The organism is Streptomyces sp. NPDC060209 (genome assembly GCF_042728155.1).
Classification (GTDB): domain Bacteria; phylum Actinomycetota; class Actinomycetes; order Streptomycetales; family Streptomycetaceae; genus Streptomyces.
Map to the genome: position 1 here is coordinate 1 of NZ_JBHWZS010000216.1, position 14,541 is coordinate 14,541.

Below are 14,541 nucleotides of genomic sequence, written 5' to 3' on the forward strand. Positions count from 1 at the left end.
GGGGCCGTCGCCCCTGCGGCCCGCCCCGTTTCCGGACCTTTCGCAGCCCCGTGGGCCTCCGCCCCCGTCCATGACCGCATAATGAAAGACATACATCGGATGTCTTGTGCGCGAGGAGGCCCCACATGGCCGTCACCGACGAAGCGATCGAGAAAATCAAGGGAATGATCGTCTCAGGTGCGCTGGCCCCGGGAGACCGGCTCCCCAAGGAGAGCGAACTCGCGGCCGAGCTGGGACTGTCACGCAACTCGCTGCGTGAGGCGGTGCGCGCACTGTCGCTGATCCGGATCCTCGACGTCCGTCAGGGCGACGGCACGTACGTCACCAGCCTGGATCCGCAGCTGCTCCTGGAGGCGCTCAGCTTCGTGGTGGACTTCCACCGCGACGACACGGTGCTGGAGTTCTTCGCAGTCCGCCGGATCCTGGAGCCGGCGGCCACGGCGATGGCGGCGCTGCGCATCGAGGAGGAACAACTGGACGCGCTGAGCGCCCAGTTGGACGCCCTCGGCCCCGATCCCTCCATCGAGGCGCTGGTCGCCGGCGATCTGGAGTTCCACCGCGGCATCGTCCGGTCCTCCGGCAATTCGGTGCTGTGCTCCCTGCTGGACGGCCTGTCGGGCCCGACCACCCGGGCCAGGGTGTGGCGCGGGCTGACCCAGGAGGACGCGGTCAGCCGCACCCTGCACGAGCACCGGGCGATCCTTGCCGCGCTGCGGGACCGGGACGCCGAGGCGGCCCGGTCCTGGGCGACGGTGCACGTGGCGAGCGTGGAGCAGTGGCTGCGTTCAACTCTGTGAGGGTGCGGCCGGGCGCAGCCGGAGGCCCTGCATCCCTCCGTCGACGGCGAGCGCGGTGCCGGTGACGGAAGCGGCTGCCGGGCTCGCCAGGTAGGCGACGGCGGCGGCCACCTCGTCGGCGGACACCAGCCGTCCCAGCGGCTGCCGGGCGTCGAGCGCGGCACGCTCCGCGGCCGGGTCCTCGGCCTGCCCGAGCAGCCGGCCGATCCAGGGGGTGTCCGCGGTGCCGGGGTTGACGCAGTTGACCCTGATCCCCTCGCGGACGTGGTCGGCGGCCATCGCGAGGGTGAGGGAGAGCACGGCACCCTTGCTCGCGCTGTAGAGCGCGCGCTGCGGCAGGCCGGCGGTGGCCGCGATGGAGCAGGTCTGGGTGATCGACACGGCCCCGGGCCGCCCGGCGGCGGCGCGGCGCAGATGGGGCAGCGCGTGGCGGGCGGTGCGGACCATTCCGAGCACATTGATGTCCAGTACGCGGGCCCATTCCGCGTCCGTGTTGTCCTCGACGGTGCCGATCGAGCCGATCCCCGCGTTGGAGACCAGCGTGTGCAGGCCGCCCAGCTCCGCGGCGGCCCGCTCGACCGCGTTCCGCACGGCGCCGTCATCGGTCACGTCGGCCTCGAGGGCGAGCGCCCCCTCGGGAGCGCCCTCCGGATCGAGGTCGAGCACCGCTACACGTGCCCCGCGGGCGAGCAGCAGGGTCGCCACGGCGGCCCCGATGCCGGATGCGCCGCCCGTCACCAGGGCGGACAGCCCGTCGAAATCCTGCGTACCGGTCATCAGTCGGTCTCCTCGGGTGTGCGGCGGGCCTGCCATACGGGGCCCTGCGGGTAGCGGTGTCCGGCGATCGAGGCGGGAAGCATCCGGGCCGAGAAGCCCGGTTCCCGGGGGGTGACGTAGCGGCCGTCCTCGACCACGGCCGGGTCGGTGAAGTGCTCGTGGAGATGGTCGACGTACTCGATGACGCGGTCCTCCCAGCTGCCGGAGACCGCGACGTAGTCGAACATCGAGAGGTGCTGGACCAGTTCGCACAGTCCGACGCCGCCGGCGTGGGGGCAGACCGGGACGCCGTACTTGGCGGCGAGCAGCAGGACCGCGAGGTTCTCGTTGACGCCCGCGACGCGTGCGGCGTCGATCTGGACGAAGTCGACCGCGCCGGCCTGGAGCAGCTGCTTGAAGACGACCCGGTTGGCGATGTGTTCGCCGGTGGCCACCTTGACGGGCTGCCCGGCGCGCACCGCGGCGTGACCGAGCACGTCGTCGGGGCTGGTCGGTTCCTCGATCCAGTACGGGTCGTAGGGGGCGAGCGCGTTCATCCACTCCACCGCACCGGCCACGTCCCAGCGCTGGTTGGCGTCGACGGCGATCCGGATGCCGGGACCGACGGCCTGTCGGGTGAGCGCGAGTCTGCGGATGTCGTCGTCCAGATCGGCGCCGACCTTCAGCTTGATCTGGGTGAAACCGTCCGCGACGGCCTCCTGCGCCAGGCGCACGAGCTTGTCGTCGTCGTATCCCAGCCAGCCGGGCGAGGTGGTGTAGGCGGGGTAGCCCTCGGCGAGCAGCCGCTCGGTGCGCTCGGCGCGGCCCGGCTCCGCGGCGCGGAGGATGTCGAGCGCCTCCCGCGGGGTGAGGGCGTCCGTGAGGTAGCGGAAGTCGACGAGGGAGACGAGCTCCTCCGGGGTCATCTCCGCGAGGAACTGCCATACGGGCTTCCCCGCCAGTCTCGCCGCGAGGTCCCAGGCCGCGTTGACGACGGCTCCGGCCGCCATGTGCATCACGCCCTTCTCGGGGCCCAGCCAGCGCAGCTGGGAGTCGTGCGTGAGCGTGCGGTACAGGACGGCGAGGTCCGCGGCCGTGCGCGGGGCGGGGCGTCCCACCACGTAGGGGCGGAGCGCCTCGATGGCCGCGGCCATGACATCGTTGCCGCGGCCGATGGTGAAGCAGAAGCCGTGCCCCTCCTCGCCCGCCCCTTCCGTGCCGTCCGTGCGCAGGACCACGTAGGCGGCGGAGTAGTCGGGGTCGGGGTTCATGGCGTCCGAGCCGTCCAGCTGTTCCGAGGTGGGAAACCGGATGTCGTCGACCTCGAAATCCACGACGGTCAGACTCATGTGCGCCCCCAGGGGAATAACATCGGATCTCTACTTGGTCATCCGATGTATAGCCCTCAGAAGGCTTCCCAGTCCAGGGTCGCACCGAAGTTTGATCAGTTTCGATCGGTACAGCTCGGATGAATCAAGCGCTGGCACGCTTCACCTCCGCACGCAAACGGGCTGCAACGGAACAGGGCGGAAGCCGTAAGGTTGGTCCGTACACAAGGGAACTTCGGAAGGAGGCCTGGGTGATCGAGCTCGAGGGGGTACCCGAGCTGGTCGACCCGGTCATGGTGGCCGCGTTCGAGGGCTGGAACGACGCCGGTGACGCCGCCTCCACAGCGGTCGCGCATCTCGACCGGGAGTGGAAGGGCGAGGTCTTCGCGGCGCTCGACGCCGAGGACTACTACGACTTCCAGGTCAATCGGCCCACGGTGTGGCTGGACGGGGGGACACGCAAGATCACCTGGCCCACCACGAGACTCTCCGTGGTCCGGGTCGGCGGCGAGAAACCCCGTGACCTGGTGCTGATCCGTGGCATCGAACCCTCCATGCGCTGGCGTTCGTACTGCAACGAGATCCTGGGCTTCGCCCATGAGCTGGGCGTCGAGATGGTCGTCATCCTGGGTGCGCTGCTCGGCGACACCCCGCACACCAGGCCGGTGCCCGTCAGCGGGGTCACCTCGGACCCGGACCTCGCGAGGACCATGGATCTGGAGGAGACCCGTTACGAGGGTCCGACCGGCATCGTGGGCATCCTCCAGGAGGCCTGCACGCATGCGGGGGTGCCCGCGGTGAGCCTGTGGGCGGCGGTGCCGCACTACGTGTCGCAGCCGCCGAACCCGAAGGCGACGCTGGCGCTCCTGAACCGTCTCGAGGATCTGCTCGGGCTCCGGATCCCGCTGGGCGAGCTGCCCGAGGACGCCCGGGCCTGGCAGCTCGGGGTCGATCAGCTGGCCGCCGAGGACAGCGAGGTCGCGGAGTACGTGCAGACGCTGGAGGAGGCGCGGGACACCGCCGAGCTGCCGGAGGCGTCCGGCGAGGCGATCGCCCGCGAGTTCGAGCGGTACCTGCGCCGCAGGGACGTCGGCGGTCCCGGCCAGGCGCCCGGCGGTCATGCCACGGAGAGCGGTGACGCCTACCTGCGGGACACCTCGAGCGGCCGTACGCGGCCTCCGAAGCCGCAGCGTCCGGAGAAGGGCCGGCCGAAGGACACCGACGGTGACACCACGCCCGAGGACCCGCCGTCCGCCGGGCCGGACGAGGACGCCTCGGACGACTGACCGGCCGCCTCCAGGCGCACAGCGGCCCCGGACTTCGTCGATCTCTCGCGAAGTCCGGGGCCGTTCTGCTGTGTCTCTGCGGGTACGGGTTACAGCGCGACGCCCAGCAGGGCGTCGACGGTGCGCGAGACGAGACCGGGTGCGCCCTCGTCCGTGCCGCCTCCGGCGTTCTGCCGCGCGGCCCAGCGGTCCACGGCGGCGAGTGCGGCCGGGGCGTCCAGGTCGTCGGCCAGGGCCTCCCGCACCTCCTCGACCAGGGTGTCGGCGGAGAGTCCGTCGGGCCGGGAGACGGCGGCACGCCACCGGGCGAGACGCTCGACGGCGTCGGCGAGGACCTGGTCGGTCCACTCCCAGTCCGACCTGTAGTGGTGCGAGAGCAGGGCGAGCCTGATCGCGGCGGGGTCCACGTCGTCCCGGCGCAGTGCCGACACGAAGACGAGGTTGCCCTTGGATTTGGACATCTTCTCGCCGTTCAGCGCGACCATGCCGGCGTGCACGTAGGCGCGGGCGAACGGGTGCTCGCCGGTCAGCACCTGCGCGTGCGAGGCGCCCATCTCGTGGTGCGGGAAGGCGAGGTCGGAGCCGCCTCCCTGGACGTCGAAGCTCATGCCGAGGTGGTCCAGTGCGATGGCGACGCACTCGATGTGCCAGCCGGGCCTGCCGCGGCCGAGGGAGCCGCCGTCCCAGCTCGGCTCGCCCTCACGGGCGGCCATCCAGAGCATCGGGTCGAGCGGGTTCTTCTTGCCGGGACGCTCGGGGTCTCCGCCGCGCTCGGCGGAGAGCAGCCGCATGGCCTCGGCGTCGAGGCCCGAGACCTCGCCGAAGTGCGGGTCGCACTCGACGGAGAAGTACACGTCGCCGTCGAGTTCGTAGGCGGCGCCCGCGTCCCGGAGGCGTTCAACGAGCGGGACGATGCCGGGTATCGCCTCGACCGCACCGATGTAGTGCTTCGGGGGAAGCATGCGCAGGGCGGTCATGTCCTCCCGGAAGAGAGCCGTCTCGCGCTCCGCGAGCTCGGTCCAGTCCTCGCCGTCGCGCACGGCCCGCTCCAGCAGCGGATCATCCACGTCGGTCACGTTCTGGACGTAGTGAACCTGCCGCTTGGTGTCGAGCCACACGCGCTGAACGAGGTCGAACGCGTTGTAGGTCGCCGCATGACCCATGTGGGTCGCGTCGTACGGCGTGATGCCGCAGACGTATATGCGGGCGACGGGACCGGGGTCAAGGGTGATCCGTCCGCCGGTCGCGGTGTCGTGGATCCGAAGGTCGCGGCCCTTGCCAGGCAGGGCGGGGACCTCAGAAGCGGGCCAGGCATGCATGTCATGAGCGTAACCGGACGATGCTTCCGGATACGAACCGGATGGCAGATCGTGGCCGAAGAGGCGGTCTTGCGCACGCGGTGGTTTTCCCCTACACACGCCTTCCCGAACCGGGGCGCCGCCCCCGGGCCCAGGACTCACCCGGCGCCCGGCCGTGAGGCGGAGAGGGCGCCGGCTGCGGCCGGACAGGCTTGCGGGGGCCGGAGGCGGGCCGTGAACGTCACACGGGCGGCCACGGGATCGGTGGCCAGTCGCCGCTCGGCTGTGGGTGCCGGCCGGACGTGCGGAGGCTGTCCACCCGGCCGCGCAGGGCGTCGAGTTCCGCCGTCGTGATCAGTTCCCCCAACCGGGTGGCGAGCTCCGCGCCCGGTTCCAGGCCGGCGGACAGCCGGTCGAGCACCTCGGCGGCCTCCGCCGTCAGCGGCTCGCCCGCCCAGCCCCAGAGCAGCGTCCGCAGTTTGTCGTCCGCGTTGAAGGTGACGCCGTGGTCGATGCCGTACAGCCGCCCGCCGGGTGCGGGCAGCAGGTGCCCGCCCTTGCGGTCACCGTTGTTGATCACCGCGTCCAGAACCGCGAGGCGGCGCAGCCGGGGATCGTCGGCGTGCACCAGCAGGGCCGTCTTCCCCTCTCCCACCTCGGCGAAGCCGACGGCCTTCCAGCCGTCTCCCGGCTCCTCGTCCTCGACGAGCGCGAGCAGGGGCGGCAGCCCGTCTGCGGAGCTGCCACCGGCCTCGTCGTCGGCTTCCGCCTCGATCCACAGCTGGCACATCCCCTCGCCGTAGGGGCCCTCCCGCAGCACCGTGGGCGGCACGAGCCCCCAGCCGGTGGCTTCGGAGATCTCGTACGCCGCGACCTCGCGCTGGGCGAGGGTGCCGTCGGGGAAGTCCCACAGCGGCTGCTCACCGGCGACCGGTTTGTAGACGCAGGGACGTTCCTCGCCGTCGTAGGCGATCGTGCAGTACAGCACCGCGTTCGACGCGCCCCGGACCTGGCCGAGGACCTTGAGCTCCCCCTCGGCGAGCAGGGTGCGCAGCCCGGCCTCCGTCAGGCCCCGCGACGGTATCCGTTCTGGCGCGGGCATACGTGTCCTTCCGGATCGAGGGGCAGGCTGCACAGCGGGCAGGGCGGGCGGCCGGCGTTCACGACGTCGAGCGCGCGTTTGGCGAAGGCCCGGGCCTGGGCTCCGCTCAGCCGGACGCGCAGCATCGGCGGGCCGTTCTCCTCGTCCTGCAGAAGCCTTTCCTCGGCCTCCGCGAGATCGTCCTCGGAGTCGGCGTCCAGTTCGACGAGAGCCTGCGCCTCGACGATCATGCGCTGCTCCTCGCCGTCCCAGGCGAGCGCCATGGTCCCGACCCTGAACTCCTCCTCGACGGGGGCGTCGAGCGGCGCGGTGTCGGTGACGTCCATGGGTGCCACGGCGGGCACCGGTGAGTTGCCGCCGGTCCGCCGGACGACCTCGTCGAGGAGTTCGTCGATCCGTTCGGCCAACGCGGCGACCTGGGTCTTCTCCAGGGCCACACTCGTGACCCGTCCCTGCGAGGTCGCCTGCAGGAAAAACGTACGGCGGCCAGGCAGCCCGACCGTACCGGCCACGAAACGGTCCGGCGGGTCGTAGAGGAACACCTGACGGGACACGTCCTGTCTCCCTTGAGAATGTGATGGCGGATGGGGGGCGGCCCCGGGGCCCTGCGGGATGTCCCGCAAGGCCTCTACGGCGCGTCCACCCTACTGCGCGGAGCGATCACGGTGCCCCAGCGCCGCCCCCGACGGCCGCATCCGTTGCCGTGTCCCCCGCCGCGTCGGCCCCCACGGCCTGTTCGCGCGGCGCGAGGGACGCGAAGTCGCCGGTGTCGCCGAGACGGAGGAGGAACGGTCGCAGCCGGGTGTAGCGGATCGCGGTGACGGAGCACGGGTCGGCCTGGATGCGCTGGAAGAGGTCGAGATGCATGCCGAGCGCGTCGGCGACGAGGGCCTTGATGATGTCGCCGTGCGAGCACATCACATATGTGGCGTCCTCTCCGTGCTCGGCCTCGATCCGGGCGTTCCAGTCCCGCACGGCTTCGACGGCCCGGGCCTGCATGGCCCGCATGGACTCACCGCCGGGGAAGGCGGCTGCCGATGGGTGCTGCTGGACGACCCTCATCAGCGGTTCGTCGGCGAGCTCGGCGAGTTTGCGCCCCGACCAGTCGCCGTAGTCGCACTCACTGATCCGGTCCTCGGTGTGCAGCGCGAGGCCGGGGCGGGCGTCGAGCAGTGGCTGGAGCGTCTCGCGGCAGCGCTGCAACGGGCTGCTGACGGCCGCCGCGAAGGTGAGGGCCGACAGCCGGCCGGGCAGCGCGGCGGCCTGTTCGGCTCCGCGTTCGTCGAGGGAGACGCCAGGGGTCCGGCCCGCGAGCACTCCGGAGGTGTTGGCGGTCGAGCGTCCGTGGCGTACAAGGATGAGCGTGGGCATACCTGCCAGCGTAGAGGTGCGTGAACGCATCGCGGCAGGGAAGAATGCGCGGGTGATCGTCGACTGTGGAATTTACCGGGACGGGCGTCGGACCGAAGGTCCCGCCGACTTCTCCGATGCCCTCGACGAGGCACGTGCCACCGGGGACGCCTTCGTCTGGATCGGGCTGCACGAGCCGACGGAGAAGGAGTTCGACCTGGTCAGCAGCGAGTTCGCGCTGCACCCGCTGGCGGTGGAGGACGCCCTGCGCGCCCATCAGCGGCCCAAGCTGGAGATCTACGACGACTCGCTGTTCGTCGTGATCAAGCCGGTGGTCTACGAGCAGGAGAGCGACACCGTGAGCGCCGGTGAGCTGATGCTGTTCATAGGGGACTCGTTCGTGGTGACGGTGCGGCACGGCGAGGGCGCGCCCCTCGCGGCGGTACGGAGCCGCCTGGAGGCCGAGCCGGACGTCCTGAAACACGGGCCCACAGCGGTGCTGTACGCGGTCAGCGACGCGGTGGTGGACCACTACATCGAGGTCGCGGCCGAGCTCCAGATCGACCTGGAGGGGCTGGAGGCCCAGGTCTTCGCCCCGACCGCCTCCGGGGACTCCAAGAACACGGCGGCGAGCATCTACACCTTCAAGCGGCAGGTGCTCGAGTTCCGCCGGGCGACCAACCCGCTGAGCGCACCGATGGCACGGCTGTCGAGTGCGGGCGTGCCGTTCGTCGACACCGAGTCGCAGCCGTTCTTCCGGGACGTGAACGACCATCTGACGCGTGCCGTCGAGCATGTGGAGGGGCTCGACCGGCTGCTCTCGGACATTCTGTCGGCGCATCTGGCGCAGGTGGGCGTGCGGCAGAACGACGACATGCGGAAGATCTCGGCGTGGGCCGCCATGGCCGCCGTACCGACCATGGTGGCCGGCATCTACGGCATGAACTTCCGCCACATGCCGGAGCTCGACTGGGCGTGGACCTACCCGACGGTGATCGTGCTGATGGGCTTCGCGGTCGCCGGGCTGTACCGCCTGTTCAAGCGCCGCGGCTGGATGTAGGGCCGGCGCACGTCTCAGGCGTACTCGGTCTCGGATACGGCCGGGCCGCCCAGCGCGTCACGCAGGGCGGGCTGTTGCAGGCTCACCATGCGCCGCCAGCCCACCAGCCGCTCGTAGGCGTACATCGCGTGGATGCCCGCGGCCAGCGCGGCGGCCTTGGCGCGCGGCCAGCGCAGCACTCCGCCCATGTGGCTCATCACGGCGAGGCTGACGTCGCGGTACACCCGGATCTCGGCGTGGGCGCACTCCCGCAGGACGGACTGGATCGTCCGGCCGTGTCCCGCCCGGGCGAAGCGGAGGAGTTCCTCGTGGCAGTACGCGAGGTGGTTGTCCTCGTCCCGCGAGATCATCTTCACGGCGCGGCCGAGGACGGGGTGCCCGGCGAAGTGCTTGAGCAGGAGCCGCATCTGTTCGGACGCCCGCTGCTCGGTGACCCTGCTGTGGGCGAGGTAGACGATGATGTCCCGCTCGGTGAGCGGGTCCTCACGGCTGAGCCGGTCATGGGCGAGGCCGATGCCCCGGCGCTCCAGCAGGAGGGTGTAGTCGGTCTCGTACGGCACCGCCACGGGCTGGAGTCCGCGCTGCTTCAGCAGGGCGTTGAAGATCCGGCCGTGCTTGTCCTCGTCGGCACCGTGGCGGGCGACCTTGGGCGCCAGCTCGCGCAGTCCCGGCGGTACGAGTGCGGCGATGCGCCCGTTCTCCCAGCCGCCCTGCGACTCCCCGCCGGCGGCGATCGAGCAGAACAGCCGGAAGGACCGGTCGTCGTCGAGGATCTCCTGGAACAGACTCTTTGCCGAGAGCATCACTGCCACCTTTCGCACCGGTGTCCGCAGGGGAACAGTCAAATTCGGTACGCGTCGGTAGGCAACACGAGCGGGGCCCGGCAGGGCCGAACGGGCGCCGTACGGCTGCGGGACCTGCCCGGGCGTCCCGGGAGAGGTACGGGGCGTAACCCGGGAGCCCCGCCGCGCGTTGCTCCCTGTGACGGCCGTGGCGGGGAGGACCCCCGAGCCCCCACCACGGCCGTAGCGCTGAGCCCGGTTTCTAGGCGGCGAGGCCGGAGCGCTCCAGGGCGTCGGTGCCGGCGCGCAGGGCCGCGAGCCGCTCGTCGAGCGTGAAGCCCGCCGGGGCGAGGGTCAGCGTCGTGACGCCCGCCGCCGCGTACGCCTGCATCCGGTCGGCGATCCGGTCCACCGAGCCGAGCAGCGTGGTCTGGTCGATCAGCTGGTGCGGCACTGCGGCCGCCGCGCCGGCCTTGTCACCGGCCAGGTACTTGTCCTGGATCTCGGCGGCTTCCTTCTCGTACCCCATGCGCTGGGCGAGCTGGTTGTAGAAGTTCTGCTTGCGGCTGCCCATGCCGCCGACGTAGAGCGCGGTGTAGGGGCGGAACATGTCGGCGAGGCCGTTGATGTCGTCGCCGATCGCCAGCGGCAGGGTGGGACAGACGTCGAAGCCCTCCATCGTCTTCCCGGCCTTCTCGCGCCCGGCCCGCAGATGCTTCACCGCGGTCTCCTCCAGGTGGTCGGCGGAGGGGAAGATCAGCAGGGCGCCGTCGGCGATCTCGCCGGTCTGCTCAAGGTTCTTCGGGCCGATCGCGGCGATGTAGAGCGGGATGTGCTCGCGCTGCGGGTGGACGGTCAGCTTGATGGGCTTGCCGGGGCCGTCGGGCAGCGGCAGCGTCCAGTGCTCGCCCTCGTAGGACAGCCGCTCGCGGGACATCGCCCTGCGCACGATCTCGACGTACTCGCGGGTGCGGGCCAGCGGCTTGTCGAACTTGACGCCGTACCAGCCCTCGGAGACCTGCGGGCCCGAGACGCCGAGGCCGAGGCGGAAGCGGCCGCCGGAGAGCGAGTCGAGGGTGGCCGCGGTCATGGCCGTCATGGCGGGCTGCCGGGCCGGGATCTGCATGATCGCGGAACCCACGTCGATGGACTCGGTCCGGGCCGCGACCCAGGCGAGCACCGTCGGTACGTCGGATCCGTACGCCTCGGCCGCCCAGCAGACGTCGTAGCCGAGGCGGTCGGCCTCCTGGGCGACGGCGAGGTTGTCGCCGTCCATCCCCGCACCCCAGTAACCGAGATTGATGCCGAGCCGCATACCCACGCTCCCTCTACTGATCAGTAACGTTCCTGTGCCCGGGACTCTAGCGCGGGGCGCCGGAATCCGGCAGGCTCGCCCGGGGCGGCGGTTGTCCACAGGCCTCCACCCCGTGGGGCCTTGGCCAGTAATCTCAGCGCCCATGGAGCAGAGGCATCTCGGCCGTACCGGCCTTCGCGTGTCCCGGATCGGGCTGGGCACCCTCACCTGGGGCCGGGACACCGACGAACACGACGCCGCCGACCAGCTCAAAGTTTTCTGGGACGCGGGCGGCACCCTCGTCGACACCGCCGACGTGTACGGCGGCGGGGAGGCCGAATACCTGCTGGGCCGTCTCCTGGACAGCCTGGTGCCCCGGCAGGATCTGGTCATCGCGACCAAGGCGGGCAGCGTGCCGGATCCCTACCGCCGCTTCGACGGATCGCGCGGGCATCTGCTCGCCGCGCTCGACGCGTCCCTCAGGCGGCTCGGGACGGACTACGTCGACCTGTGGCAGATCCACGCCTTCGATCCCGTGACGCCGCTGGACGAGACCCTGCAGGCGCTTGACCTGGCCGTGTCGTCGGGGCGCGTCCGGTACGCCGGGGTGTCCAACTTCAGCGGCTGGCAGCTGGCCAAGGCGGCCACCTGGCAGCTCGCCGCGCCCGGGGTGCGCACCCGGCTGGCGAGCACGCAGATGGAGTACTCGCTGCTGCAACGGGGCGTCGAGCGGGAGGTGCTTCCGGCGGCGCTGGACCTCGGGGTGGGACTGCTGCCGTCGTCCCCGCTGGGACGCGGTGTGCTGACCGGCAAGTACCGCACCGGCACGCCGTCCGGCTCGCGTGGCGCCTCCGATCAGCTGGCTCCGTTCGTCGAGCCGTATCTCGACGAGGCGGCGAGCCGGATCGTGGACGCGGTCGCCACGGCTGCCGACGGCCTCTCCACGACGCCCCTCCAGGTCGCGCTCGCCTGGGTGCGGGACCGGCCCGGGGTGGTGGCTCCGGTCGTCGGGGCGCGCAACGCGCAGCAGCTGACCCAGGCGTTGTCAGTGGAGGCGCTTAGTCTTCCTGACGAGATCTGCCAGGCGCTCGACGATGTGTCGGCGCCCGTGCACCGCTATCCGGACCAGGACTGGAGCACGCTGTGACTGCGCATCCCCGGGGAGAAGCCCCGGACCCCGCGGCCGAGGACCACGAGGCCGGCGAGGACGCCGGTACCCAGGCCGCCGACACGCCCGGCACGCCCGACGAGGGTGGCGCGGGGAGCGCGGAGGGGGCGGACGACGACGCGGGAAGCGCCGAAGTCGCGGCCGACGGCACCGCGAGCGCGGACGACGACGCCGAGAGCACGGAGCAGGCTCCTGGGGCCCCCGCCGCGCCCGCGCTGTCGGAGGCCGAGGCGGAGCTGGCCGCACAGCGCGACGCTCCTGGGGCCCCCGCCGCGCCCGCGCTGTCGGAGGCCGAGGCGGAGCTGGCCGCACAGCGCGAGCTGCGCAAGCGGATCGAACAGCGCAAGGCAGAGAAGGAAGGGCCCGTCGCGGCCGGTACGAAGCTGAGCGGCCCGGCCGCTGATCTGCTCGCGGCGGTACGCGCTGTGGAGAGCGGCGAGAAGCCGGGCACCGCCTTCTTCGACTCCCCCGCGTCGGCGCCCGCCCCCCGCCGGGCGGTCGCCCCCACCCCGGCCTCGCCCGCCTCCCGGGCCTCCGAGGCGCCGGCCCCGCGGACCGCCTCTCCCGAGGCCGCGGCCTCGGTCGCGGCGGTGCTCGCCGAAGGAGGGGCTCCCGAGGCCCTGGCACGCCCCGCTGCGGCAACGCTCGGTGAAGGTGCCGCCGGTGTCCTCCGGGAGGACCCGTGGCAGCTGCTGTCCCTGCCCGGTGTCCGGCCCGAGCAGGCGGACGGCTTCGCACGGGCGCTGCTGGGCGCGGAGTGCGGCCCCGACGACGAGCGGCGCACGGCGGCCCTGGTGGGCTGGCTGCTGGAGCGCGCCGCGCTCCGGGGCCACACCGCGCTGGACGCCGACGAGGTGCGGACGGCGCTGGGCGGTTTCGCGGTGACCGATCCCGCGGAGGCCGTCCAGCACGCCGTCGCCGAGGGCGTGGTGCTGGTCTTCCAGGACGGCGTCGACGCCACGGAGCCGGAGGAGACGGGCGAGGACGAGGAGGCGTCCGAGGACGGGACGCGGAGCGACGAGGAGCCGGTGCGGGTCCTGCTCGGCCTCGACCGTTACGCCCTGGCCGAGGAGAGCCTCGCCGACGGCCTGGCCCGGCTGGTCAACTCCTGCGAGAAGGGCACCGACTGGACGGAGGCCGCAGCAGCGGCCCCGTCCGCTTCGGCGGGCGAGCTGATCCGGGCGGCCTCGACCGCGGGGCTGGTCGCCCACAGCGGCGGGGAGAGCGCCCGGGCCGAACCCGCCGCCCTCATCGCCGCCGCGCACGGCCTCGGTCTGCGGGCCCTGGGCACCGCCCACAGCCCCGACGGGCAGCGCAGGCTGGCGGCCGCCGTCGGTGATCCGAGGTCCGCCGTCACGCTCTCCGCCCTGCTCTCCGGCGAGGACGGGCCCGGCCGGGACGCGGACGGCGCGTTCGCCGTCGACGTGCTGGTCGTGCTGGACGCCCCGCAGCTCGACGTGGAGACGGCCGCGATGCTGGTGGAGTCCCTCGCCGACGGGACGCGGCTGATCCTCAGCGGTGACCCGGGAGTGCTCGGATCGGCCGGTGCGGGCCGGGTGTTCGCCGACGTGATCGCGTCGCGTGCCTGCCCGCACGTGGTCTCGCGCACCCCCGACCCGGGACCGATCGGCGAGCTGGTCTCCGGCATCGGCATCGGCGAGCTCGCCCAGGTCGAGGCACCCGGCAGGGAAGTGGTGATCGTGCCCGTCCGCGACGCGGGTGAGGCCGTCCACCGCACGGTGCAGCTGGTGGCCGATTCGGTGCCGCGCGTCATCGGCGTACCCTCCTCCGACACGCAGGTGATCACGGTCGGGCACGGCGGCTCGGCGGGCACGACGGCGCTCAACGCGGCGCTGAAGCAGCGGCTCAATCCGGGGCCGGGCCGGTTCGGCGGCTTCGACCCCGGCGACCGCGTGGTCCACGTCCCCGCACCCGGCAGGGCGGTACCCGGCTCGGTCGTCTCGGCCGACGCCGAGGGCCTCCACCTGGACTGCGCGGGAACACCCGTCGTCGTACCGCAGGACCGGGTGGAGGCCTCCGTGCGCCACAGCTGGGCGCTCAGCGCCCATCAGGCGGCCGGGATGCGCTGGCCCGCGGCTGTCGTCGTCCTGCCCGGCGACGCCGCGCAGGGCCTCAGCAGGCCCTGGGTGTACACGGCGTTCAGCCGTGGGGAGCGGCACCTGTCCGTGGTGCACGGCGTGGACCAGGCCCTGCCGCGCGCGGTGGCCGAGGTCCCCGCCCAGGAGCGGACGACCCGGCTGGGCCCCCTCCTGGAGGCGCTGCCCACTCCGGACGCCTCCTAGCGCCATCAGCCCCGGTC

The 14,541-nt window shown here is 72.2% G+C and carries 13 protein-coding genes; 5 read left to right on the top strand and 8 right to left on the bottom strand.

The window, feature by feature from the left end:
* The first annotated feature begins 125 nt into the window (after positions 1–125).
* Positions 126–797 carry a FadR/GntR family transcriptional regulator gene (locus ACFWFI_RS30885; protein ID WP_387396532.1) on the top strand — a complete coding sequence of 224 codons (672 nt, stop codon included), beginning with the start codon at positions 126–128 and terminating at the stop codon, positions 795–797.
* Here the strand turns inward: ACFWFI_RS30885 and ACFWFI_RS30890 are convergent.
* Both ACFWFI_RS30890 and ACFWFI_RS30895 read right to left on the bottom strand, forming a co-directional pair.
* The gene (locus ACFWFI_RS30890; protein WP_387396533.1) at positions 786–1,574 is read right to left on the bottom strand and encodes an SDR family NAD(P)-dependent oxidoreductase; all 789 of its coding nucleotides are present in this window, start codon (positions 1,572–1,574) and stop codon (positions 786–788) included. The two genes, ACFWFI_RS30885 and ACFWFI_RS30890, sit on opposite strands and share 12 nt — an antisense overlap.
* Positions 1,574–2,902: an L-fuconate dehydratase gene (locus ACFWFI_RS30895; protein WP_387396536.1), complete on the bottom strand. Its 1,329-nt coding sequence runs from the start codon at positions 2,900–2,902 to the stop codon at positions 1,574–1,576. The genes ACFWFI_RS30890 and ACFWFI_RS30895 overlap by 1 nt, the downstream gene beginning before the upstream one ends.
* A 230-nt stretch (positions 2,903–3,132) precedes the next feature.
* Here ACFWFI_RS30895 and ACFWFI_RS30900 point away from each other — a divergent pair, with 230 nt between their 5' ends.
* Positions 3,133–4,167: a PAC2 family protein gene (locus tag ACFWFI_RS30900; protein WP_387396539.1), complete on the top strand. Its 1,035-nt coding sequence runs from the start codon at positions 3,133–3,135 to the stop codon at positions 4,165–4,167.
* 89 nt (positions 4,168–4,256) lie between these two features.
* Here ACFWFI_RS30900 and mshC read toward each other — a convergent pair whose 3' ends face one another.
* From mshC to ACFWFI_RS30920, 4 genes are all read right to left on the bottom strand, one after another.
* Positions 4,257–5,486, bottom strand: a complete 1,230-nt coding sequence (mshC, locus tag ACFWFI_RS30905; RefSeq protein ID WP_387396541.1) for a cysteine--1-D-myo-inosityl 2-amino-2-deoxy-alpha-D-glucopyranoside ligase — start codon at positions 5,484–5,486, stop codon at positions 4,257–4,259.
* 220 nt (positions 5,487–5,706) lie between these two features.
* Positions 5,707–6,567 (bottom strand): SCO1664 family protein, encoded by an 861-nt coding sequence (locus tag ACFWFI_RS30910; protein WP_387396543.1) that lies wholly within the window; start codon positions 6,565–6,567, stop codon positions 5,707–5,709.
* Positions 6,531–7,121: a DUF3090 domain-containing protein gene (locus tag ACFWFI_RS30915; protein WP_387396545.1), complete on the bottom strand. Its 591-nt coding sequence runs from the start codon at positions 7,119–7,121 to the stop codon at positions 6,531–6,533. The genes ACFWFI_RS30910 and ACFWFI_RS30915 overlap by 37 nt, the downstream gene beginning before the upstream one ends.
* A gap of 106 nt (positions 7,122–7,227) precedes the next feature.
* Positions 7,228–7,938 (bottom strand): histidine phosphatase family protein, encoded by a 711-nt coding sequence (locus tag ACFWFI_RS30920; protein ID WP_387396548.1) that lies wholly within the window; start codon positions 7,936–7,938, stop codon positions 7,228–7,230.
* A gap of 52 nt (positions 7,939–7,990) precedes the next feature.
* Here ACFWFI_RS30920 and corA point away from each other — a divergent pair, with 52 nt between their 5' ends.
* Positions 7,991–8,977, top strand: coding sequence for a magnesium/cobalt transporter CorA (corA, locus tag ACFWFI_RS30925; RefSeq protein WP_387396550.1), 987 nt, complete (start codon positions 7,991–7,993; stop codon positions 8,975–8,977).
* Positions 8,978–8,991: 14 nt separating this feature from the next.
* Here corA and ACFWFI_RS30930 read toward each other — a convergent pair whose 3' ends face one another.
* Both ACFWFI_RS30930 and ACFWFI_RS30935 read right to left on the bottom strand, forming a co-directional pair.
* Entirely contained in the window at positions 8,992–9,780 is a 789-nt protein-coding gene (locus ACFWFI_RS30930; protein ID WP_387396552.1) for a ferritin-like domain-containing protein, read from the bottom strand.
* Positions 9,781–10,021: 241 nt separating this feature from the next.
* Positions 10,022–11,074, bottom strand: coding sequence for an LLM class F420-dependent oxidoreductase (locus ACFWFI_RS30935; RefSeq protein WP_387396555.1), 1,053 nt, complete (start codon positions 11,072–11,074; stop codon positions 10,022–10,024).
* A 142-nt stretch (positions 11,075–11,216) separates the two neighbouring features.
* Here ACFWFI_RS30935 and ACFWFI_RS30940 point away from each other — a divergent pair, with 142 nt between their 5' ends.
* Together ACFWFI_RS30940 and ACFWFI_RS30945 are read left to right on the top strand one after the other, a co-directional pair.
* The gene (locus ACFWFI_RS30940; protein WP_387396558.1) at positions 11,217–12,200 is read left to right on the top strand and encodes an aldo/keto reductase; all 984 of its coding nucleotides are present in this window, start codon (positions 11,217–11,219) and stop codon (positions 12,198–12,200) included.
* Positions 12,197–14,524 (top strand): helix-hairpin-helix domain-containing protein, encoded by a 2,328-nt coding sequence (locus tag ACFWFI_RS30945; protein WP_387396561.1) that lies wholly within the window; start codon positions 12,197–12,199, stop codon positions 14,522–14,524. The genes ACFWFI_RS30940 and ACFWFI_RS30945 overlap by 4 nt, the downstream gene beginning before the upstream one ends.
* Positions 14,525–14,541 lie beyond the last annotated feature (17 nt).